This window comes from Microbacterium sp. JZ31 (assembly GCF_016805985.1).
GTDB lineage: Bacteria > Actinomycetota > Actinomycetes > Actinomycetales > Microbacteriaceae > Microbacterium.
In genome coordinates, this window is the sequence record NZ_CP017661.1 from 1,735,446 (window position 1) to 1,753,803 (window position 18,358).

Genomic DNA, 18,358 nt, shown 5'->3' on the forward strand with positions numbered 1-18,358 from the left:
TCGTAGGTCGCATCGTCCACGAGCGACGTGTCGCGACCGTAGTACGCGTCCTTCGCCTCGAGGATCCGCTCCGTCAGCTCGCGCGCCTCCGCGCGCGCCTCGTCCAGGGTCAGAGCAGGAAGGTCGTTCACGACATCAGCCACGCCCCAAGTCTAGGGACGGGCGCCGACATCGCTCGGGGCTAGACGCCGGCGGGGACCGCCGACACCGTGCGGTCGATCGTGCACTGGCCGACCACGCGCGTGCCATCGTAGATCACGGCGGTCTGGCCGGGAGCGACGCCGTGCAGCGGCTCCACCGGCGTGACGACGAGTTCGCCGTCGCGCACGACCGCGGTCGCGGGAACCGGGTCCGCATGTGCGCGCACCTGCACGTCGCACGAGAACGGCGTGGCGGGGTCGAGCGGTGCGGCACCGGCCCACGTGAACCGGGATCCGGCGACCTCGCCGATCGCGAGCGCCTCCTTCGGGCCGACGACGACCGTGTTCGACACCGGCCGCACCTCGAGCACGAAGCGCGGCTTGCCGTCCGGCGCGGGCACGCCGAGGCGCAGTCCCTTGCGCTGCCCGACCGTGAACGCGTGCGCGCCGTCGTGCGACCCTACGACCGCGCCCGTGCGATCCCGGATCTCGCCCGGGGCGGTGCCGACCTTCTCGGCGAGCCAGCCGCGCGTGTCGCCGTCCGGGATGAAGCAGATGTCGTAGCTGTCGGGCTTGGTCGCCACGGTGAATCCGCGCGCCTCGGCCTCCGCGCGCACGAGCGCCTTGGAGGGCGTCTCCCCCAGCGGGAAGTACGTGTGCGCCAGCTGCTCGGCGGTCAGCACGCCCAGCACGTAGGACTGGTCCTTCGCCTCCTCGCTGGAGCGGTGCAGCTCGAGGCCGCGCTCGCCGTCGCGCAGGATCGCGTAGTGGCCGGTGCAGACCGCGTCGAACCCGAGCTCGAGCGCCCGCTCCAGCAGGGCGGCGAACTTGATCTTCTCGTTGCAGCGCATGCACGGGTTCGGGGTGCGACCCGCCCGGTACTCGGCCACGAAGTCGTCGATCACGTCGTCCCGGAAGCGCTCGGAGAAGTCCCACACGTAGAACGGGATGCCGAGCCTGTCGGCCACGCGCCGGGCGTCCATCGCGTCCTCGATCGTGCAGCAGCCGCGGCTGCCGGTGCGCAGCGTGCCGCCCGCGCGCGACAGCGCGAGATGCACGCCGACCACGTCGTGTCCCGCCTCGACCGCGCGCGCCGCGGCGACGGCGGAGTCCACGCCTCCGCTCATGGCCGCCAGGATCCGCATGTCCTCAGTCTACGAACGGGATCCTGAGCGGGGGCGGATCGCCGGTGCGCAGCGCACGGACGCCGCCGGATCAGCGGCGCGCGGCCGTCCGATACGCCTCGGGCAGCGCCGCGAGCAGCGCGTCGACGTCGGCGTCGGTCGTCGTGCGCCCCAGCGTGATGCGCAGCACCTGCCGGGCGGTGCGCTCGTCGTATCCCATCGCCATCACGACGTGCGACGGCTCGGGCACACCGGCCTGGCACGCGGATCCGGTCGACACCGCGATCCCCGCCCGGTCGAGCAGGTACAGCAGCGACTCCCCCGGCGCGCCCGGAAGGTGCACGTGCACGTTCCCGGGCAGCCGGTCGGACGGGTCGCCCAGCAGGACGACCTCGGGCACGTCCGCGCGCAGGCGCGCGATCAGGCGGTCACGCAGCGCGGTCAGTCGTGCCGCCTCGGAGGCGCGCTCGACCTCGGCGAGCTCGGCCGCCACCGCGAGTGCCACGGCGCCCGCGACGTCCTGGGTCCCCGCGCGCAGCGACCGCTGCTGGCCGCCGCCGTGGAGCAGCGCTGTCGGGTCGGCCCCACGGGACACCACGAGCGCGCCCGTGCCGACCGGGGCACCGATCTTGTGGCCGGAGACGCTCAGCGCGACGAGCCCGGCGGATCCCGACGCATCGCCCCGCCAGCGGCGGAAGGCGACGGGCACATGCCCGAAGGCGGCCACGGCATCCAGGTGCAGCGGCACCCGGTGGTCGGCCGCTGCGGCGGACAGCGCCGCGGCGTCGTTGACGGTCCCCGCCTCGTTGTTCGCCACGAGCGCTGTCGCGAGGGCGATGTCGGGCCCCAGCGCCGCGGTGAACGCGTCGGGCCGGATGCGCGCCGCGCGGTCGAGCGGCACCGGCACCACGCGCGCCCCCTCATGTGCACGCAGCCAGGAGACGGCGTCGAGCGTGGCGTGGTGCTCGCCGTCGGGCAGCACGATGCCGTCGGCGCTCTCGGGACGCGCCCACCAAAGTCCCTTGAGCGCGAGATTGGCACCCTCGGTGCCGCCCGATGTGAAGACGATCTCGATGGGCTGACAGTCCAGCGCGGCGGCGAGCCGCTCACGCGCGTCCTCCAGCGTGCGCCGCGCGGCCTGCCCCGCGCCGTGGATCGACGACGCGTTGCCGACGGCCTGCGACGCCTCGAGCCACGCGTCGCGGGCTTCGGCGCGCACCGGCGCCGTCGCGGCGTGGTCGAGGTAGACGGTCACCGGATGGAGCCCCGGTTCTAGAACAGCAGCGACGTCAGGCGTCCCCGGGCCCGCACGACGCGCGGGTCGGCGGCCCCGACGAGCCCGAACAGCTCGACGAGGCGATCCCGCACGGGCGCGCGCTGGTCGGACGGCAGTGCGGCGAACAGCTCGAGCAGCCGGTCGAACGCGTCGTCGACGTGTCCGCCCGCGACGTCCAGGTCGGCCACGACGAGCTGGGCCTCCACGTCCGTCGGCGCGGCGGCGGCCGCCTGGCGCGCGGACTGCAGGTCGACACCCTGCACGCGGTCGAGCAGGCTGACCTGCGCCAGGCCGGCCTGGGCATCCTCGTCGCGCGGATTCTCCTTGAGCGCCTGCTGGTACGCGGCGATCGCCCGGGCATAGTCGCCCGCTTCGATCGCGGCGAAGGCCTCGGCGTGCAGCGGCGGGAGCGGCGGCTCCTCGGCGGCCTCGGCCGGAGCGGCGCCGCCCGCGGGGACCGTGCCGGTCACCCCGTTCTGCGCCGCGACCTGCAGCAGCTGATCGAACACCTGCCGCACCTGCTCCTCCGGAACGGCGCCCGTGAACAGCGGCACGGGCTGTCCGCCCACCAGCGCGACGACCATCGGGATCGACTGCGCGCGGAAGGCCTGCTGCAGCTGCGGGTTGGCGTCGACGTCGACCTTGGCCAGCACGAGGCGACCGGCGAGCTCGTTCACGACCTTCTCGAGCACCGGGCTGAGCTGCTTGCACGGCCCGCACCACTCGGCCCACAGGTCGACGACGACCGGCACGCGGCGCGAGAGCTCGAGCACCTCGCCGAACGTCGCGTCGGTCACGTCGAACACCAGCGGCAGCGCGCCGTCCGCGCCGTTCGCACCGGCGGGAGCGCCAGCGGGCTGAACCGGTGCCGGCGCGGGCGAGGCGGGGCGGTTCCGCAGTGCGGACAGGTCGACGGCACCGCGCAGCGCGGCGGCGTTCAGTCCGGAGGAGGCGTCAGTCATCGGTCACCTTTCGAAGGATCCGGTTGATGCAACGGCGAGCAGGTCACTCGCCTTCCTCGAGCAGGGACGCGGAGCTGATCCCCGACGAGTAGCCGAGCAGGCGGATCTTCTCGCTCGAGCCCTGTGCCGGCACCGAGAAGAACAGCTGGTTCGTCGCGGTCTCCTGCACGCCGGTCGTCGAGTTCTCCTCGCCCACGAGCGCGACGACGGCCTGGTTGTCCGGGAACTTCACGACGATGTCCTCGCCGGCGGGCCGGGTCACGATGGAGGTGTCGACCGTGACGGCGACCAGGGCGCCGCTCTCGAGCGTCGCGAGAGCCGTCGGATCCGACGACCCGGGGCCCTGATCGAACGTCATCTCGCCCGTCTCCGCGGCGGTCTCGTTGAACGACGCCTGCGTCTGGGCGCGCGCCTCCTCGAGCGCGACGCGGAAGGCGTCGCTCTCCAGGTCGAAGAGTGTCGCGTACTCGCTCGCCTCGCCGTTGGCGAGCGTGTCCGCGTAGGCCGCGGCAAGCTGCGACGGCGGGATGGACAGGAACGACGAGTCCGGCGGCACGAGCCGCGCGCCGAAGTACCACGGCGCCAGATCCGGGATCTGCACCGCGGCCTCGAGGCTCGCGACCGTCGTGATCTTGTAGTTCGACCACGGATCGGCCTGCGAGATGTTCATGATGGTGGGCGGAGCCTGCTGCTCCCCCTCGGCGGTCTCCCCCTCCACGACGAGCATCGCCGAGCGCGGCCAGTCGTCGACCGCCTGCGGCAGCAGGATGCGCACGTTCTCGCCGGGGATCGGCAGCGGCGTCGCGTAGTCCTCGACCTCGCCGCGGATCGTGTAGTTCACCTCGCGCATCTGCAGCGCGATGCCGTCGAGGCGCGTGGCCGCGAGCTCCGCGTCCCGCTGCTCATCGGCCTCGGCGACGGTCTCGGCGATGTCCTGCACGATGCGCGCGGCCTGCGTGTCGGTGAGGGCCGGATCGGGCTCCTCCTCCGGTGCGGCCGTCGTCGAGGTCGGGGTCGGCGTCGGCGAGGCCGAGAACTGCGGCCACGCGTCGGGCGAGCATCCGGTCAGCAACGCCAGGCTGAGGCCCATCGCCGGCAGCGCGAGCAGCCCGCGGGTGCCGCGGCGTCGTCGCCCGCGCCCCCGGTCCGCGCCGGGTGCGGCGGCGAACTCGTCCGCAGCGGGCTTGGTCTTCGCGGGCGTGTCCGAAGCGCCCTGCCCCGTCTGATCCTCGTGCTGGTCGCCCTCCGACGCGTCCGCGGCATCCGGCCCCGCCGCGATCTCCTTGCGCGGCTCGGCGGCGGCGACCGCGGGGCGTCGGCGACGGGAGCCGATCCCGATCGGCTCGGTCGGGGGCAGGACCGTGCCCTTCCGGCGGGGACCGCGCGAACGCCTCACGTGGCGAACGCCGAGCACCCACAGGATCACACCGAGCAGCAGCAGGAGGCCGCCGAGGACGATCAGGGGGCCCGCCCACGGCGTCGCGTTCGAGATCGGCCACGTGATCGAGATCTCGGCCGGCGCGGGCGCGAAGCCGTCGGAGGCGAGGAGCACGCTCACGCCGTCCGCGAGCTGCAGACGGGTGCTGACCGAGCCCTCGCCCGTGAACTCCTCGAGCCAGAGATCGGCGCCCGCGGGGTTGCGGCCGGGGTACTCGGAGCCCTCCCACGTCGGCTCGGCGGCCTCGACCGACTCCGTCACGACCTGGCCCTGCTCGTCGAGGGCGACGCGCGAGAACGGCGCGTCCGACAGCCAGGCCTCCATGTCGGCGGTACGGCCGTAGGCGACGAAGACCTGCTCGGACCCGGACACCTCGAGCGTCTGCGTACCCGCGTTCGCACGGAACACGTCCGCGTCGATCATCGTGTAGGGCTGCTCCTCGGAGGTCTCGATCCGCGAGGTCGCGGTGTCGGGTCCCAGGAAGACCGTGCGCTGCGCGATCCCCGCTCCGATCAGCGCGGCCGCGAGCACGAAGGCGATGACCGCCCAGACGAAACGCACGTATCCGACTCCTCACATGGCCCGCTCATCGGCAGCGCGGGCTCGGCACTCGACTCTCCAGACTAGCGAAGGGTCCTGAAAGTCGCCCAGACGCAGGTCGTGCGACGGCGACGTCCTCGGCGACCCCTATTCTGACCTCACAGACTTCCGTCCCGCCGGACGGAACCGAGGAGGCTGCGTGAAGATCCACAATCCGTTCCGGGTCGCACTCGTCGCGACCCTCGGCGTCGGCCTCGGGATCGTCCTGCTGCAGAGCGTGCAGACGCTCTCGACGATCCTGCTGTACGTCGGGACGGCCCTCTTCATCGCGCTCGGCCTCGACCCCGTCGTGTCGTGGCTCGAGCGGCATCGCCTTCCCCGCTGGGCGTCCGTGCTCATCACGCTCGTCGCCGTGCTGGGCCTGTTCACCGGCATCGTGCTGATCATCCTGCCGGTGCTGGTGGAGCAGATCGGGCAGCTCGTGATCGAGGTGAGCGCGATCATCGAGCGCGGCACGTGGCAGCAGGAGATCCAGACATGGCTGCTGCTGTACTTCCAGGAAGACGTGATCGACCAGGTCTTCACGACCGTGCAGGACTGGCTGCTCAGCAACATCGACACCATCAGCGAGAGCCTGGTCGGCGTCACGTTCGGCGTGGTGAACGGCCTGTTCGGGGCGTTCATCGTGCTGATCCTGACCATCTACTTCACGGCCTCGACACCGTCGCTCAAGCGGGCGATCTACCAGCTCGCGCCCGCGTCCAAGCGCCCGATGTTCGTGTCGCTCGGCGACCAGATCACAGACTCCGTCGGCTACTACGTCATGGGGCAGGTCAGCCTGGCGCTGATCAACGGCATGCTGAGCCTGATCTTCCTCAACATCATCCAGGCGCCGTTCCCCGCCGTGCTGGCGGTGATCGCCTTCCTCGGCTCACTGATCCCGCTGGTGGGCACGCTCACGGGCTCGACGATCATCGCGCTGACGTGCCTCGTACCCGGACTGGGGTCGCCGACCATCGCGCTGATCGCCGCCATCTACTACCTGATCTACATGCAGATCGAGGCCTACGTGCTCTCCCCGCGCATCATGAGCCGCGCGGTGTCCGTGCCCGGCGGCGTCGTCGTGGTCGCCGCGCTGGCGGGCGGCGCGCTGCTCGGCCTGCTCGGCGCGCTCATCGCGATCCCTGTCGCAGCGAGCATCCTGATCATCTACCGCCAGGTCGTCATCCCCCGGATGAACGAACGCTAGTCGCGTGGTTCGACCGGCAGCGGGCAGCGCCGGCCGTCGGCCGAGCGGGTCGGGACGGGAGATCGCCTAGCGGTCCGGCCACTGCGTCGGCAGCGGCAGCGCCTGCGGGTTCAGGACGCCGACGATCTCGCTCAGCACGCGGCTCGTCTGCTTCTCGCCGACCCAGAGGTGCTTGCCCTCTTCGACGTCCACGAGCCGGATGTGCGGGATCGCGGCGAACCGCTCTGCGGCCTCGGCCGGGCGCAGGTAGTCGTCGAACTCCGGGATGAGCGCCACGAGCGGGCGCGGATCGCCGTGCCACGCGCGCAACTCCTCCTCCGTCGTGCGGTGAAGGGGCGGGGACAGCAGGATCGCGCCGCGCGCATCATGCGCCCGTCCGTACTTGAGCACGAGCTCGGTGCCGAACGACCAGCCGAGCAGCCACGGGTCGGGCAGGCTCCGTGCGGCGACGAAGTCCATGGCGGCTGCCACATCCGCCTCCTCGGCCACGCCCTCCCCGAACGCGCCCTCGCTCGTGCCGCGGGGCGACGTCGTGCCGCGGGTGTTGAAGCGCAGCACCGCGATGTCTGCGAGGGCAGGCAGCCGTGCGGCCGCCTTGCGGATGATGTGGGAGTCCATGAAGCCGCCGTGCGTGGGCAGAGGATGCAGCGTCACGAGCGTCGCGACCGGATCGCGATCCTCGGGCATCGCGAGCTCGCCGACGAGCGTGAGCCCGTCGCTCGTGTGCAGCTCGATCTCCTCGCGCCGGGCGGGCAGCAGCGTCGCGCCGCGGATCTCCATGGTGTCTCCCTCCGAGGCCTTCAAGCCGTCCTCCAGCAGTGCGTGTGCCAGTGGCGACGCGCGGCGAGATCCGCCGCGGCGCCCAGCACGCCGTCCTCGCTCCAGACGACGACATGCGCGACGCCCAGGCCGATCGTGCCGCCGCAGCCGGGGCACGTGTACGTCTTCTCGGTGCGGGCGCCCGAGACGGGCTGCACCGAGTACTCCCGACCGCGGCGCGCTTCGGTGCGCCGCCAGCCCGCGATCAGGCGATCGAGCGGATCGTCGTCGCGGTCATCGCGACGACGACGGTTCGAGCGGGGCATGGCGCGCGGCCTACCACCAGTGGTTGGCGGTCCAGAACGCGTAGGCCCCCGCCCAGCTGCCGTAGCGGCCGCTGGCGTAGCCCGTCGCCCACTGCAGGTTCGCCACGGGGTTGTAGCCGCCGCCGGGCACCTTGCTGCACGGAAGCGCCTGGACCAGACCGCAGGCCCCGGACGAGGCGTTCGTCGCGTTGGGATTCCAGCCGCTCTCGTGCGAGACGATGTAGTCGACGTAGCCCCAGTCGCTCTCGGCGATGCCGGCGGCACGCATCCACTCCTCGGGAGCGCCGCCGCCCGTGTAGAACGGGGATGCCAGCGTCGTCGCCCCGCCTGTCGAAGCGGGCTGGGAGGCCTGAGCGGCCTCCTCCGCCTTCGCGGCCTCCTCCGCCTCCGCGATGAGCGTCGGGATCTCCTCGCGCGTGACCCCTTCCGGGACCTCGACGCCCTGCGACTCGGCGTAGGCGACCCACTCCTCGAGCGAGGCCTTCGGATGCGGCGAGCCGTCCGCCTGATCCTGCAGCTCGATCGAGTAGCCGCCGTACTGCAGGCTGCCGGCGGGAGCGAGGTTCGCGGCCGCGACGTACATCTGCGCGTCGGCCCGCACGGCCTCGTAGGTGGACGCGGGCGTTCCCTCGGCCAGAGCGGCCGTCGTGGGCACGAGGTAGGCCGCCAGGAACCCGAACGCGGCGACGCCGGCGAACACGTTCAGCGCACCGCGGCGGCGGCTCAGACGGGCCGGCGCGGGGGCCGCGGCACGCGTGCTCGACGCGCGCGCGTCACGTCTGGTGAGCTGGGCTGCCGTTCGGGTTCGGGTCTCGTTGGGCGAAGTCACAGTCCGACGAGTCTAACCCGCGCCTCCCGGTGAATCCACCGCGGACGTGATCTGTTCGTGATTTTTCGTCAGCGCACGGCCAGCATCACGTCGACCACCGCGTCGAGCAGGGCGTCGACCTGCTCCTCGCGATAGCCGCCGCGCGCCGGGCGGAACGCCGCGGCGCGCACCTGCTCGACGGTCAGCGGCTCACCCGCCTCGAAGTACCGCGTGAGCCGATCCGCGACGATGTCGACCTCCTCGCGGGCGTAGCCGTACGCGAACGGTCCGACCCGGTCGAAGCGCTCCCCCCGCGGGCGGCTCATCCTGTCGAGGATCACCTGCGCCTCCTCCCGAGCCTGGGCGACCCAGGCCTCGGCGCCGACCGACGCGATCGCACGCTCCCGCTCCCGTGCGGCGAAGGCGTCCTCGATGCGCCCGAGGGCCGCGTCGACCGCGGCGATCTGGTAGCCGCCGCGGCGCAGGGGGAAGGCGGCCTCCCGCACGGCGCGGGCGTCGAGGGTCGCCGTCCCCGACTCGAAGGTGCCGCGAGCCCGCGCGAGGAACTCGTCGACCGCCTGACGGTCGTATCCCTTCTCGCGGCCGCGCGCGAGCGGGAACGGCTGTGAGCGGTGAGCAGCGGCGTCGGTCATGATGCCCCCAGCGGCACGAGCAGGTGATGAAGGGTGAGTGCGGCCGTCGCCGAGGGCAGGATGCTGTCGAGGCGGTCGAGCACGCCCCCGTGGCCCGGGAGCCAGGAGCTCATGTCCTTGATGCCGAGGTCGCGCTTGACCATGGACTCGCTGAGGTCGCCGACCGTCGCCGTCGCCATGATGACGGCGCCGATGATGAGACCGCTCCACCACGGCAGGCCGAGCATGAAGTGGGCGAGCAGCGCACCCGCGACGAGCGACGCGAGCACGGCGCCCGCGAAGCCCTCCCACGTCTTCTTGGGGCTGATCCGGGGCGCCATGGGCGTGCGACCGAAGGAGAGGCCGGCGGCGTACGCGCCCGTGTCCGACACCACGACGACGATGATGAACGCGAGCACCCACCATTCGCCGCCCGGTTCGCGCAGCAGAACCAGCGCCAGGCTCGCCAGGAACGTCACGTACAGCGTGATGAAGGCGCCGACCACGACGTCGGACAGCACGTCGGCGTACACCCGCCCGTCCTGCGCCGCCATCTGCGCGAGCAGGCGCCACACGATGATGAGCGCGATCGCCGTGAACAGCATCGACCAGTGCAGCCACAGATCGCCCAGGAAGCCCGACACGAGCAGCAGCGGAACGGCGATCAGCTGCGGCACGAGGTCGACTCTGCGGCCGACTGCCTGCAGCGCGCGTGAGAGCTCGAACACGCCGAACACGACCGCGGCGGCCGCGAGCAGCACGAACGTCCACTTCACGAACACCAGCGACGCGACGGTCAGCACGCCGATGCCGAGACCGATCGCGATCGCCACGAACAGGTCGCGCCCCGTGCGCTGCTTGATGCGCTCGTTCGCCTCGTCGAACTGGTCGCGGGCGTGCGCCGCGTGCATCTCGAACTCGTTGCGGGCGGCGCGCACGCGCGCCTGGAAGGATGCGGGCTGATCCACCTGCGGCGCGACGGGGGTCACGAGCGACTCGTGCTTCACCTCTGGCGGCGCGGCGGGCTCGGCGGAAGGAGGCGTCACGAGGCTCTGCCAGTCCGGCTCCGCGGGCGTCGCGGGACGCGCCGGCGACCCGTCGCGCGCGGGACCCGCCGCGTCGGGCGCATCAGGCTGCGGCTCGGTCATGACTTCCCCTCACCCGCCTCGGACGCGAAGAGCGACACACACGGCATCAGACCTCGAGAAGCTCTGCCTCTTTGTGCTTCAGGGCCTCGTCGATCTTGTCGACGTGGGCCTTCGTGATCGCGTCGAGCTCCTTCTCGCCGCGCACGATGTCGTCCTCGCCGATCTCGTCCTTCAGCGAGTCGAGGTCGTCCTTGATCTGGCGTCGGATGCCGCGGATGCGCACCTTCGCGTCCTCGCCCTTCGCGCGGACGAGCTTGACGAACTCCTTGCGGCGCTCGGAGGTCAGCTCCGGCATCGTGATGCGGATCATGTTGCCGTCGTTGCTCGGGTTCGCGCCGAGGTTCGGCATGTCGCGGATCGCGTCCTCGATCGCCTTGAGCGCGGACTTGTCGTACGGCGTGACGATCAGCGTGCGGGCCTCGGGGTTGGCGAGCGACGCGAGCTGCTGCAGCGGCGTGGGCGTGCCGTAGTAGTCGACGAGGACCTTCTGGAACAGCTGCGGGTTCGCACGACCGGTGCGGACCGTCGAGAAGTCCTCCTTGGCCGCGTCGACGGCCCGGTCCATGCGGGAGGTGGCTTCGGCGAGGACGTCCGCGATCACGGTGGCTCCATTCATCAGGTGGTACTCAGAGGAAGTTTAATGTGCCCGCCGCGACGCGCCGGCGGGCAACGCCGCGCGTCAGGTCGTGACGAGCGTGCCGATCTTCTCGCCCAGCAGCGCCTTCGTGACGTTGCCGGCGGGCTCCATGCCGAACACCCGCATGTCGATCCGGTTGTCCATGCACAGGCTGAACGCGGTCGAGTCGACCACCTTGAGGCCCTGCACGAGCGCGTCCGCGTAGCTGACGGTGTCGAGCTTCGTCGCGGTGGGATCCGTGCGGGGGTCGGCGGTGTAGACGCCGTCCACGCCGTTCTTGGCGACCAGCACCTCGTCGGCGCCGATCTCGAGCGCGCGCTGCGCCGCGACCGTGTCGGTCGAGAAGTACGGCAGGCCGGCGCCGGCGCCGAAGATCACGACGCGCCCCTTCTCCATGTGCCGCTGCGCGCGACGCGGGATATAGGGCTCGGCGACCTGGGTCATGGAGATCGCGGACTGCACGCGCGTGGCGGCGCCCGCCTGCTCCAGGAAGTCCTGCAGGGCGAGGGCGTTCATGACGGTGCCGAGCATGCCCATGTAGTCGGCACGGCCTCGGTCCATCCCGCGCTGGCTCAGCTCCGCGCCGCGGAAGAAGTTGCCGCCGCCGACGACGACCGCGATCTCGACGCTCTCGGTGGCCGCTGCGATCTCGCGCGCGATCTGGCTGACGACATCCGGATTCACGCCCAGCTGGCCGGCGCCGAACGCCTCGCCGGAGAGCTTCAGCAGGACGCGGCGGCGCCCGGTCTTCTCATTGGTCACGTGTCTTCCTCTCGTCGCGTTCCTACGCTACCGGTGACGGCCGGATCCGCCCCGCGCGGTCGGATCGGCCGCCCGCGCGCGGAAAAGGGGCCCGGATCCGGATGGATCCGAGCCCCTTCAGACGCCTGTCAGGCGCCGACCTTGAAGCGGACGAAGCCCGTGACGGTGATGCCGGCGGCGTCGGCCACCTGCTTCACCGACTGCTTGTCGTCCTTCGCGTACGCCTGGTCGAGCAGGGCGACCTGCTTGAAGTAGGCGTTCAGGCGACCCTCGACGATCTTCGGAAGGGCGGCCTCCGGCTTGCCCTCCTGACGCGTGAGCTCGGTGACGAGCGTGCGCTCCTTCTCGACCTCGGCCTCGGGCACCTCGTCGCGCGTGAGGTACGACGGGTTGGCGAACGAGATGTGCTGCGCGATGCTGCGCGCCGTCTCGGCGTCCGCACCGGAGTACGCGACCGCGACGCCGACCTGCGGGGGCAGGTCCTTGCTGGTCTTGTGCAGGTACACCTGGAAGGCGTCGCCGGACAGGGTGCGCACGCGGCGCAGCTCGACCTTCTCGCCGATGATGGCGGCCTCGTCCGAGATCAGCTGGTCGACCGTCTGGTCGCCCGCGGGGGCGGCCAGCGCGGCCTCGGCCGAGTCGGCGCCGACGGCGGCGGCCGCGTCGGCCACCTTGTCGGCCAGCGCGATGAAGCGGTCGTTCTTCGCCACGAAGTCGGTCTCGCACGCGAGCTCGATCAGCGTGACCTTGCCGTCCTGCTCGCGCGCGGCGACGAGGCCCTCGCTCGTGGAGCGGTCGGCACGCTTCGCGTTGCCCTTCGCGCCCTTGAGGCGGAGGATCTCGGTGGCCTTCTCGACGTCGCCGTCGGCCTCCTCGAGCGCCTTCTTGGTGTCGACCATGCCCGTGCCGAGCTGCTCGCGCAGCGCCTTGATGTCGGCGATGGTGAAGTTGGCCATTGGTTGCTGGCTCCTCAGGTTCGGTGGATCCGATCGGATCCGGACGACTTACTTCTCGGTGGTTTCGGCGGCCTCGGCCTCGGCCGGAGCCTCGGTCTCGGCGGGAGCCTCGGCGGCGGGCGCCTCGGCCTCGGCGACCTCGGTCTCGGCCGGGGTCTCGAGGAGCTCGCGCTCCCACTCGGCCAGCGGCTCGGCGTCGCCCTCGGGGTTGTGCTTCTGCTGCAGGCCCTCGGCCGCGGCGTCGGCGATGATGCGCGTCAGCAGGCCGACCGAGCGGATGGCGTCGTCGTTGCCCGGGATCGGGTACTGCAGGTCGTCGGGGTCGACGTTCGTGTCGAGGATGCCGATGACGGGGATGCCGAGCTTCTTGGCCTCGTCGATCGCGAGGTGCTCGCGCTTGGCGTCGACGACCCACAGGGCCGACGGCGTCTTGGTGAGGTTGCGGATGCCGCCCAGCGACTTGTGCAGCTTGTCGAGCTCGCGCTTCTTGAGCAGCAGCTCCTTCTTGGTGAAGCCGGTGCCGGCCGGGTCCTCGAAGTCGAGCTCCTCGAGCTCCTTCATGCGCGCGAGACGCTTCGACACGGTCTGGAAGTTGGTCAGCAGACCACCGAGCCAGCGCTCGTTGACGTAGGGCTGGCCGACGCGCGTCGCCTGCTCGGCGAGCACCTCCTGGGCCTGCTTCTTCGTGCCGACGAACAGCACGGTGCCGCCGCGGGCGACGGTCTCCTTGACGAAGTCGTACGCCTTGTCGATGTAGGTGAGCGACTGCTGGAGGTCGATGATGTGGATGCCGCTGCGCTCCGTCAGGATGAAGCGCTTGACCTTCGGGTTCCACCGACGGGTCTGGTGTCCGAAGTGCACGCCGCTGTCGAGCAGCTGGCGGATGGTGACCACAGCCATGGTCTTTCTCCTTGTTTCGGGCAGGACGGCCGAGCCGGTTCCTGCCATTGCGGTTGATCTGCCGGTTGGTCGACCGGCGAGCCTGGTGCCCGGCGCACTACCGCCCTCTGGGAGGGACCGATGGGAGTGGATGCCGCGACGCTCATCCGAAGACGAGGAGTCGCTCTGGGCACGCGGAGTCATCCCGATGCACGGGATGCGACCTCCAGTGTATCAGTGCGGGGTGCGCTCGCCGCGCCGCGGCGAGCGGCGTTCATCCGGCGTTCGTCCTGTCGTCCACAGCCCCGGACGACCCCGCCGCGACTCGCTCGCCGGGGGATCCAGCCGCCATATGGCGCCAGCGGCTGCACGCTGATGGCATGAGTGCCCTGGCCCGCCGCGTCCTGACGTCCCTGCGCGCCGGCGCGATCCTGCTGGTCGCGCCGGCGGGGGCCGCCGCTGCGCCCGCTCCGGAGTCGCGCATCGAGACGGCGGAGGTCTGGATCTGGCCCGTGCCGGGCGGCGTACGGCTCGTGGCGCCGTACGTCGCGCCGCGCACGCCTACGGCCCCGGCCACCGCGGCGTGGACGTGGCCGCCGAGGTCGGATCGGATGCGCTCGCGCCCGCATCCGGGACCGTCGCGTTCTCGGGCACGGTCGTCGACCGGCCGCTGCTCACGATCGACCACGGCGGGGGACTCGTCACGACGCTGGAGCCCGTGCTGTCCGACCTCTCCCCCGGCGATGCGGTCTCGCGCGGCGACGTGGTCGGTCAGGTGGCGGCAGGCGGCCACGCGGCGCCCGGATCGCTGCACCTCGGGGTGCGGCTGAACGGCGAGTACGTCAACCCGCTGCTGCTGCTCGGCGGCGTGCCGCGCGCGGTGCTGCTGCCGTGCTGCTGACGCGTCGGGGTCAGGCGCGAGGGTGGGCGAGCCGGTAGGCGGCGGCGAGGCGCTCGGACGACACGTGCGTGTAGATCTGCGTGGTGCCGAGGCTCGCGTGCCCGAGCAACTCCTGCACCGCACGCAGGTCGGCGCCGCCGTCGAGGAGGTGCGTCGCGGCCGAGTGCCGCAGCGTGTGCGGCCCGACGGCGCTCGAGCCCACGGCGGGGCCCACCTCGCGGGTGACGAGGTCGTACGCGGCGCGGGCGCCCAGCCGTCCGCCGCGGATACCGAGGAAGAGCGCCGGTCCGGATGATCCGCTGCCCCGAGCGGCGAGAGCCGGTCGGGCGCGCGTCAGGTAGGCGCCGAGGGCGCGCTGGGCGGGCGCCCCGAACGGCACGACGCGCTCCTTGGCCCCCTTGCCCAGCACGCGCACCGTGCCGCGGTCGAGGTCGGCGTCGTCGACGTCGAGCCCGCATAGCTCGGACACGCGGATGCCCGACCCGTACAGCACCTCGAGCACGGCGTGGTCGCGCAGCGCGACCGGGTCGCCGTCCTGCGCCCTGCGCTCGAGCCTGTCCAGGACGTCGCGCAGCGCATCGGCCGTCGCGACGTGCGGCAGCGTGCGGCCGCGCTTGGGGGCCACGAGGCGCAGGCTGGGGTCGACCGGGACCAGGTCCTCCTCGTGCGCCCAGCGGAAGAAGGTGCGCGCCGACGACGTGCGCCGCGCGACCGTGGATCGCTCGTCGCCGCGCTTCGTCGCCTGCCACAGCCACTCGCGCAGGTGCTCGAGGTCGATGTCGGCGAGCTCGATGTCCCCCGTGACCTGGACGAGCCCGCGCAGGTCGTTGCGATACGCGCGCACGGTCGCGGGCGAGAGCCGGCGCACCTTCTCGAGGTGCGTGGCGAACGCCTCGGTCGCGCGGGAGATCAGCACGTCTCCAGCTTCGCGCGCGCCGGGGCGATCCGGCGCGCGACCCGCCCGTCAACCCGTGGCCGCGATCGCTCGCGGCGGGCAGGATGGCGCAATGGAGACGACCGAGTACGTCTGGTCGGGGACGCGCGGGCCGAGCCTCGAGCGGCTCTCGCTCACCCAGCACGGATCCGTGCGGGCGCGCGCTCGGGTCGAGCTCGCGGACACGACCTACGAGTACGAGGCCGTGCTGGATGCGGAGTGGGTCTTCCGCGCGCTGCGGGTCGAGACCGGCGACGGCCGCTCCCTCGAGCTGCGTCACGACGCATCGGGCTGGTGGACGGAGAACCGGATGGTGCGGCCCGACCTGGGCGATGCCGTCGACATCGATCTGTCGTTCAGCCCGTTCACCAACACCCTGCCGATCCGGCGCCTGGATATCCCGGTCGGCGGCGAGGTCGAGATCGTCACCGCCTATGTCGCCAGCCCCTCGCTCGCGGTGCTGCCCGACCCGCAGCGCTACACGCGCCTGACGGCCGACCGGTACCTCTACGAGTCGCTCGACAGCGACTTCGAGCGGGAGATCCTCGTCGACGCCGACGGGATGGTGCTCGACTACCCCGGTCTGTTCACGCGTCAGCCGGCCTAGGCGGCGCACGCGAACGCGCCGGCGCAGGCGGCGCGCGCTCAGGCATCGGCGGGGGCGGCCGCGGGGAGCTCATCCGTGGGCCGTTGCGGGTGTGGGTGCATGCATCGTCGCCGCGTCCTCGTCGCATGCTCACCCCGTCCGTCCGAGTCGCCCTCCCTCGAGCGACGACTCGATCCGGCCATCGAGCTCGAGCAGCCCGAGCTCGGCCTGCACCTCGGACAGCGACATGCCGCAGCGGCGGGCGATGTCGTCGAGCGTGCGCCACGCGCGGGTGCCGAGCCCGTCGAGCACGCGGATCGTCTCCGGACGCGGGCGGTCCTCGCCCCGGCGTCCCGCCTCCCGCGCGTCCCACTCCCCGATCAGCTCTCGCACGTCCGACGCACTCGTCACACACGTCGCGTCGAATTCGCGCATGAGGCGATGACAGCCCTCCGAGGTCGCGCTCGTGACCGGCCCCGGCACCGCGCCGAGCGGGCGACCGAGGGCGGCGGCGTGCCCGCGGTGTTCAGGGATCCGAGTGGTCCGCGTCGCGCGAGGATGCGCTGACCGAATCAGCGGTGTGGGCGAAGACCAATCCGTCGCTGGGAACGGTGATCCGAGAGGACAAGATTGTTGACGAGTTGAACGCGCTGCAGGCCCGGCCGGATGTGTTCCGGCGTGAGCGTCTCGGCGAGTGGGGCCGCTCCGGTGATCGAGCTCTCGCCCTCGACGAGTCGCAGTGGGCTGCCGGGCATTTGCCTGAGGAGAACTGGCCGGAGCGGGATGAGGCGTACTCGTTCAAGCACGGGGACGTGCGCGTCATCGGCGTCGACTGCACGTTCAATGCCGAGATGACCACCCTCACCGAGATGGTTCCGCTCGTGGGCAACCGCGTCGGCATACGAGTCCTCGATGCTGGTCCCGGCCTCGAGTGGGTGGCTAGGGTGCTCGGCGAGGTTCGAGAAGAGACGGCGCATATCAAGGTCGTCTTGGATCCGGCCCGTACCGGCGACCTGACTCCGGACCTCCGTGAAGTAGGTATCAGCGATGCCGAGCGCCGGCGTCGTGTGGAACTAGCCACGGGTCGTGACCTGACGCTGGCGTGCGAAGCGCTCGTGCGTCAGGTCCGGGAGGGCCACGCGGTGCACAACGACCCACGTTGGACGCGGCTGCCGCTGCAGCGACCCGATCAACGTTCGACGACGGGAAGGGATGGAAGCTCGTCGGCATCGACGGGGCCGACGTCTCACCCCTCATCGCTGCAGCCCTCGCGCTCCGGGCACTACGGGGCCTTCCGCCTTCTCGCGGTAAGCAGCGACTCATCTACTGAACGGCCCGGTGGTGCGGCTCTTATGTCGGAGCCTCGTGCGAGCATTCGGCTCATCGGCACAATCAAGGAAAGGTCAATCGGTGGCTAGCGACTACGACGTTCGGCAGATCCTCAACGAGATGCGTGAGCAGACGAAGCTCTTGAAGGAAATCAAGACCGCTATAGAGGGCGTCGAGCGCGCCGTTTACGATGTGGCGCCTGGGTCATGAGCGACGGCTTCATTTGGCGTGACGCCGAGGTCACCTACCCGGACTGGAACGGCACAGCTCAACTAGACGAAAAGATGACAGGCAAGACCCCAGAGCATGTCGTCGGGCTGGATCCCGACGAGTGGTCCGTCATTGGATTCGACATCGGCGGGGGCGAGACGCGGCACGAGCTTCACGTCATTGCGGTCCATCGCGAGGACATGCTCGATGGGGGTGACGTCTACCCGCGCATCGCGGAGGCGAATGGCGGCGAGATCCCCGCGACGGAGTTCCTCGTGCACGACGTAGACCCGTACGAGTTCCTGCGGGCGATCACGCACATGTTCGAGTTGCGGATGCGGGTGCGCGGCACACGGGACTTCCCGATCCGGATCGTGCGCCAGTCCGACATCCCTGAGCAGGAGTAAGCCGGTGGAGATGTCTGGAGAGACCTGCGCAGTCTTGAGCGCGGTATTCCCGCTCGTGCTCCTCGCGTTCATCGCGGAGCGACGCAACCTGACGATGAAGGCGAGGCGGTCCGGGCTGTTCCGGCAAATCGCCCAGTCGACCGCCGTGGCCGCGGTCGTCGGACTACCGCTCACAATCTTCGGAGTTCAGAGGGAGGGACTCGCGGGCGTGGCGGCCGTGATGGCCTGGGCTCTGTTCGGCGCGAGCGTGGCCGGACTGTTCGTTCTCACTGGCTTCCACGTGGCGACCACGGAAATCGAAGAGGATGAACCGGAGGCGGGTGGCGCGCACCGTCCCCCGCGCGGCGCGTAAGAG

Annotated in this window: 21 protein-coding genes; 6 read left to right on the top strand and 15 right to left on the bottom strand. The window is 71.3% G+C overall.

Annotated elements, in window-relative coordinates:
• Nucleotides 1-181 precede the first annotated feature (181 nt).
• The 4 genes from mnmA to BJP60_RS08315 form a co-directional block, all read right to left on the bottom strand.
• Nucleotides 182-1,285, bottom strand: a complete 1,104-nt coding sequence (gene mnmA / locus BJP60_RS08300; RefSeq protein ID WP_203135325.1) for a tRNA 2-thiouridine(34) synthase MnmA — start codon at nucleotides 1,283-1,285, stop codon at nucleotides 182-184.
• A gap of 70 nt (nucleotides 1,286-1,355) precedes the next feature.
• Nucleotides 1,356-2,519, bottom strand: coding sequence for a cysteine desulfurase family protein (locus BJP60_RS08305; protein WP_203135326.1), 1,164 nt, complete (start codon nucleotides 2,517-2,519; stop codon nucleotides 1,356-1,358).
• Nucleotides 2,520-2,536: 17 nt separating this feature from the next.
• A complete protein-coding gene (locus BJP60_RS08310) occupies nucleotides 2,537-3,502 on the bottom strand; it encodes a tetratricopeptide repeat protein (RefSeq protein WP_203135327.1) in 966 nt (321 codons plus the stop codon).
• Between the two features lie 43 nt (nucleotides 3,503-3,545).
• On the bottom strand, nucleotides 3,546-5,501 hold the full coding sequence (locus BJP60_RS08315; RefSeq protein ID WP_203135328.1) for a glycosyl transferase: 1,956 nt from the start codon (nucleotides 5,499-5,501) through the stop codon (nucleotides 3,546-3,548).
• A gap of 178 nt (nucleotides 5,502-5,679) precedes the next feature.
• On the opposite strand from BJP60_RS08315, the gene BJP60_RS08320 reads away from it, so the two are divergent.
• Nucleotides 5,680-6,729 (top strand): AI-2E family transporter, encoded by a 1,050-nt coding sequence (locus BJP60_RS08320; protein ID WP_203135329.1) that lies wholly within the window; start codon nucleotides 5,680-5,682, stop codon nucleotides 6,727-6,729.
• 66 nt (nucleotides 6,730-6,795) lie between these two features.
• Here BJP60_RS08320 and BJP60_RS08325 read toward each other — a convergent pair whose 3' ends face one another.
• The 9 genes from BJP60_RS08325 to rpsB form a co-directional block, all read right to left on the bottom strand.
• Nucleotides 6,796-7,509, bottom strand: a complete 714-nt coding sequence (locus BJP60_RS08325) for an alpha/beta hydrolase (RefSeq protein WP_203135330.1) — start codon at nucleotides 7,507-7,509, stop codon at nucleotides 6,796-6,798.
• A 20-nt stretch (nucleotides 7,510-7,529) separates the two neighbouring features.
• Nucleotides 7,530-7,814: a hypothetical protein gene (locus tag BJP60_RS08330; RefSeq protein ID WP_203135331.1), complete on the bottom strand. Its 285-nt coding sequence runs from the start codon at nucleotides 7,812-7,814 to the stop codon at nucleotides 7,530-7,532.
• 10 nt (nucleotides 7,815-7,824) lie between these two features.
• Nucleotides 7,825-8,643 carry a transglycosylase SLT domain-containing protein gene (locus tag BJP60_RS08335; RefSeq protein WP_238439351.1) on the bottom strand — a complete coding sequence of 273 codons (819 nt, stop codon included), beginning with the start codon at nucleotides 8,641-8,643 and terminating at the stop codon, nucleotides 7,825-7,827.
• A gap of 68 nt (nucleotides 8,644-8,711) precedes the next feature.
• Entirely contained in the window at nucleotides 8,712-9,275 is a 564-nt protein-coding gene (locus tag BJP60_RS08340; protein ID WP_203135332.1) for a DivIVA domain-containing protein, read from the bottom strand.
• Nucleotides 9,272-10,402, bottom strand: a complete 1,131-nt coding sequence (locus tag BJP60_RS08345) for a phosphatidate cytidylyltransferase (RefSeq protein ID WP_203135333.1) — start codon at nucleotides 10,400-10,402, stop codon at nucleotides 9,272-9,274. The genes BJP60_RS08340 and BJP60_RS08345 overlap by 4 nt, the downstream gene beginning before the upstream one ends.
• 46 nt (nucleotides 10,403-10,448) lie before the next feature.
• Nucleotides 10,449-11,003, bottom strand: a complete 555-nt coding sequence (gene frr / locus BJP60_RS08350; protein ID WP_203139130.1) for a ribosome recycling factor — start codon at nucleotides 11,001-11,003, stop codon at nucleotides 10,449-10,451.
• Nucleotides 11,004-11,081: 78 nt separating this feature from the next.
• Nucleotides 11,082-11,801 (bottom strand): UMP kinase, encoded by a 720-nt coding sequence (pyrH, locus tag BJP60_RS08355; protein ID WP_203135334.1) that lies wholly within the window; start codon nucleotides 11,799-11,801, stop codon nucleotides 11,082-11,084.
• Between the two features lie 128 nt (nucleotides 11,802-11,929).
• Complete coding sequence (gene tsf / locus BJP60_RS08360; protein WP_203135335.1) at nucleotides 11,930-12,757, bottom strand: translation elongation factor Ts; 828 nt, start codon at nucleotides 12,755-12,757, stop codon at nucleotides 11,930-11,932.
• A gap of 48 nt (nucleotides 12,758-12,805) precedes the next feature.
• A complete protein-coding gene (gene rpsB, locus BJP60_RS08365) occupies nucleotides 12,806-13,657 on the bottom strand; it encodes a 30S ribosomal protein S2 (protein ID WP_203135336.1) in 852 nt (283 codons plus the stop codon).
• Between the two features lie 568 nt (nucleotides 13,658-14,225).
• On the opposite strand from rpsB, the gene BJP60_RS15255 reads away from it, so the two are divergent.
• Nucleotides 14,226-14,537, top strand: a complete 312-nt coding sequence (locus tag BJP60_RS15255; protein ID WP_238439352.1) for a M23 family metallopeptidase — start codon at nucleotides 14,226-14,228, stop codon at nucleotides 14,535-14,537.
• Nucleotides 14,538-14,547: 10 nt separating this feature from the next.
• Here the strand turns inward: BJP60_RS15255 and BJP60_RS08375 are convergent, their stop codons facing one another.
• Entirely contained in the window at nucleotides 14,548-15,453 is a 906-nt protein-coding gene (locus BJP60_RS08375; RefSeq protein ID WP_203135337.1) for a tyrosine recombinase XerC, read from the bottom strand.
• A 91-nt stretch (nucleotides 15,454-15,544) separates the two neighbouring features.
• On the opposite strand from BJP60_RS08375, the gene BJP60_RS08380 reads away from it, so the two are divergent.
• The gene (locus tag BJP60_RS08380; RefSeq protein ID WP_203135338.1) at nucleotides 15,545-16,078 is read left to right on the top strand and encodes a putative glycolipid-binding domain-containing protein; all 534 of its coding nucleotides are present in this window, start codon (nucleotides 15,545-15,547) and stop codon (nucleotides 16,076-16,078) included.
• Nucleotides 16,079-16,207: 129 nt separating this feature from the next.
• On the opposite strand, the gene BJP60_RS08385 is transcribed toward BJP60_RS08380, so the two are convergent.
• Nucleotides 16,208-16,492: a hypothetical protein gene (locus tag BJP60_RS08385; protein ID WP_203135339.1), complete on the bottom strand. Its 285-nt coding sequence runs from the start codon at nucleotides 16,490-16,492 to the stop codon at nucleotides 16,208-16,210.
• A gap of 143 nt (nucleotides 16,493-16,635) precedes the next feature.
• Between BJP60_RS08385 and BJP60_RS08390 the strand changes: the two genes are divergently transcribed.
• The 3 genes from BJP60_RS08390 (at nucleotide 16,636) to BJP60_RS08400 (ending at nucleotide 18,355) form a co-directional block, all read left to right on the top strand.
• Nucleotides 16,636-17,475 (top strand): hypothetical protein, encoded by an 840-nt coding sequence (locus BJP60_RS08390; RefSeq protein ID WP_203135340.1) that lies wholly within the window; start codon nucleotides 16,636-16,638, stop codon nucleotides 17,473-17,475.
• Between the two features lie 117 nt (nucleotides 17,476-17,592).
• Nucleotides 17,593-18,003 (top strand): hypothetical protein, encoded by a 411-nt coding sequence (locus tag BJP60_RS08395; protein ID WP_203135341.1) that lies wholly within the window; start codon nucleotides 17,593-17,595, stop codon nucleotides 18,001-18,003.
• 10 nt (nucleotides 18,004-18,013) lie between these two features.
• Nucleotides 18,014-18,355 carry a hypothetical protein gene (locus BJP60_RS08400; protein ID WP_203135342.1) on the top strand — a complete coding sequence of 114 codons (342 nt, stop codon included), beginning with the start codon at nucleotides 18,014-18,016 and terminating at the stop codon, nucleotides 18,353-18,355.
• Nucleotides 18,356-18,358: the final 3 nt, after the last annotated feature.

What these genes read in the sequence shown, in the direction of transcription:
- mnmA (WP_203135325.1), bottom strand. Translation starts at nt 1,285, where the DNA reads ATGCGGATCCTGGCGGCCATGAGCGGAGGCGTGGACTCCGCCGTCGCC.
- BJP60_RS08310 (WP_203135327.1), bottom strand. Translation starts at nt 3,502, where the DNA reads ATGACTGACGCCTCCTCCGGACTGAACGCCGCCGCGCTGCGCGGTGCC.
- BJP60_RS08325 (WP_203135330.1), bottom strand. Translation starts at nt 7,509, where the DNA reads ATGGAGATCCGCGGCGCGACGCTGCTGCCCGCCCGGCGCGAGGAGATC.
- BJP60_RS08330 (WP_203135331.1), bottom strand. Translation starts at nt 7,814, where the DNA reads ATGCCCCGCTCGAACCGTCGTCGTCGCGATGACCGCGACGACGATCCG.
- BJP60_RS08340 (WP_203135332.1), bottom strand. Translation starts at nt 9,275, where the DNA reads ATGACCGACGCCGCTGCTCACCGCTCACAGCCGTTCCCGCTCGCGCGC.
- BJP60_RS08345 (WP_203135333.1), bottom strand. Translation starts at nt 10,402, where the DNA reads ATGACCGAGCCGCAGCCTGATGCGCCCGACGCGGCGGGTCCCGCGCGC.
- tsf (WP_203135335.1), bottom strand. Translation starts at nt 12,757, where the DNA reads ATGGCCAACTTCACCATCGCCGACATCAAGGCGCTGCGCGAGCAGCTC.
- rpsB (WP_203135336.1), bottom strand. Translation starts at nt 13,657, where the DNA reads ATGGCTGTGGTCACCATCCGCCAGCTGCTCGACAGCGGCGTGCACTTC.
- BJP60_RS08380 (WP_203135338.1), top strand. Translation starts at nt 15,545, where the DNA reads ATGGAGACGACCGAGTACGTCTGGTCGGGGACGCGCGGGCCGAGCCTC.
- BJP60_RS08385 (WP_203135339.1), bottom strand. Translation starts at nt 16,492, where the DNA reads ATGCGCGAATTCGACGCGACGTGTGTGACGAGTGCGTCGGACGTGCGA.
- BJP60_RS08395 (WP_203135341.1), top strand. Translation starts at nt 17,593, where the DNA reads ATGAGCGACGGCTTCATTTGGCGTGACGCCGAGGTCACCTACCCGGAC.
- BJP60_RS08400 (WP_203135342.1), top strand. Translation starts at nt 18,014, where the DNA reads ATGTCTGGAGAGACCTGCGCAGTCTTGAGCGCGGTATTCCCGCTCGTG.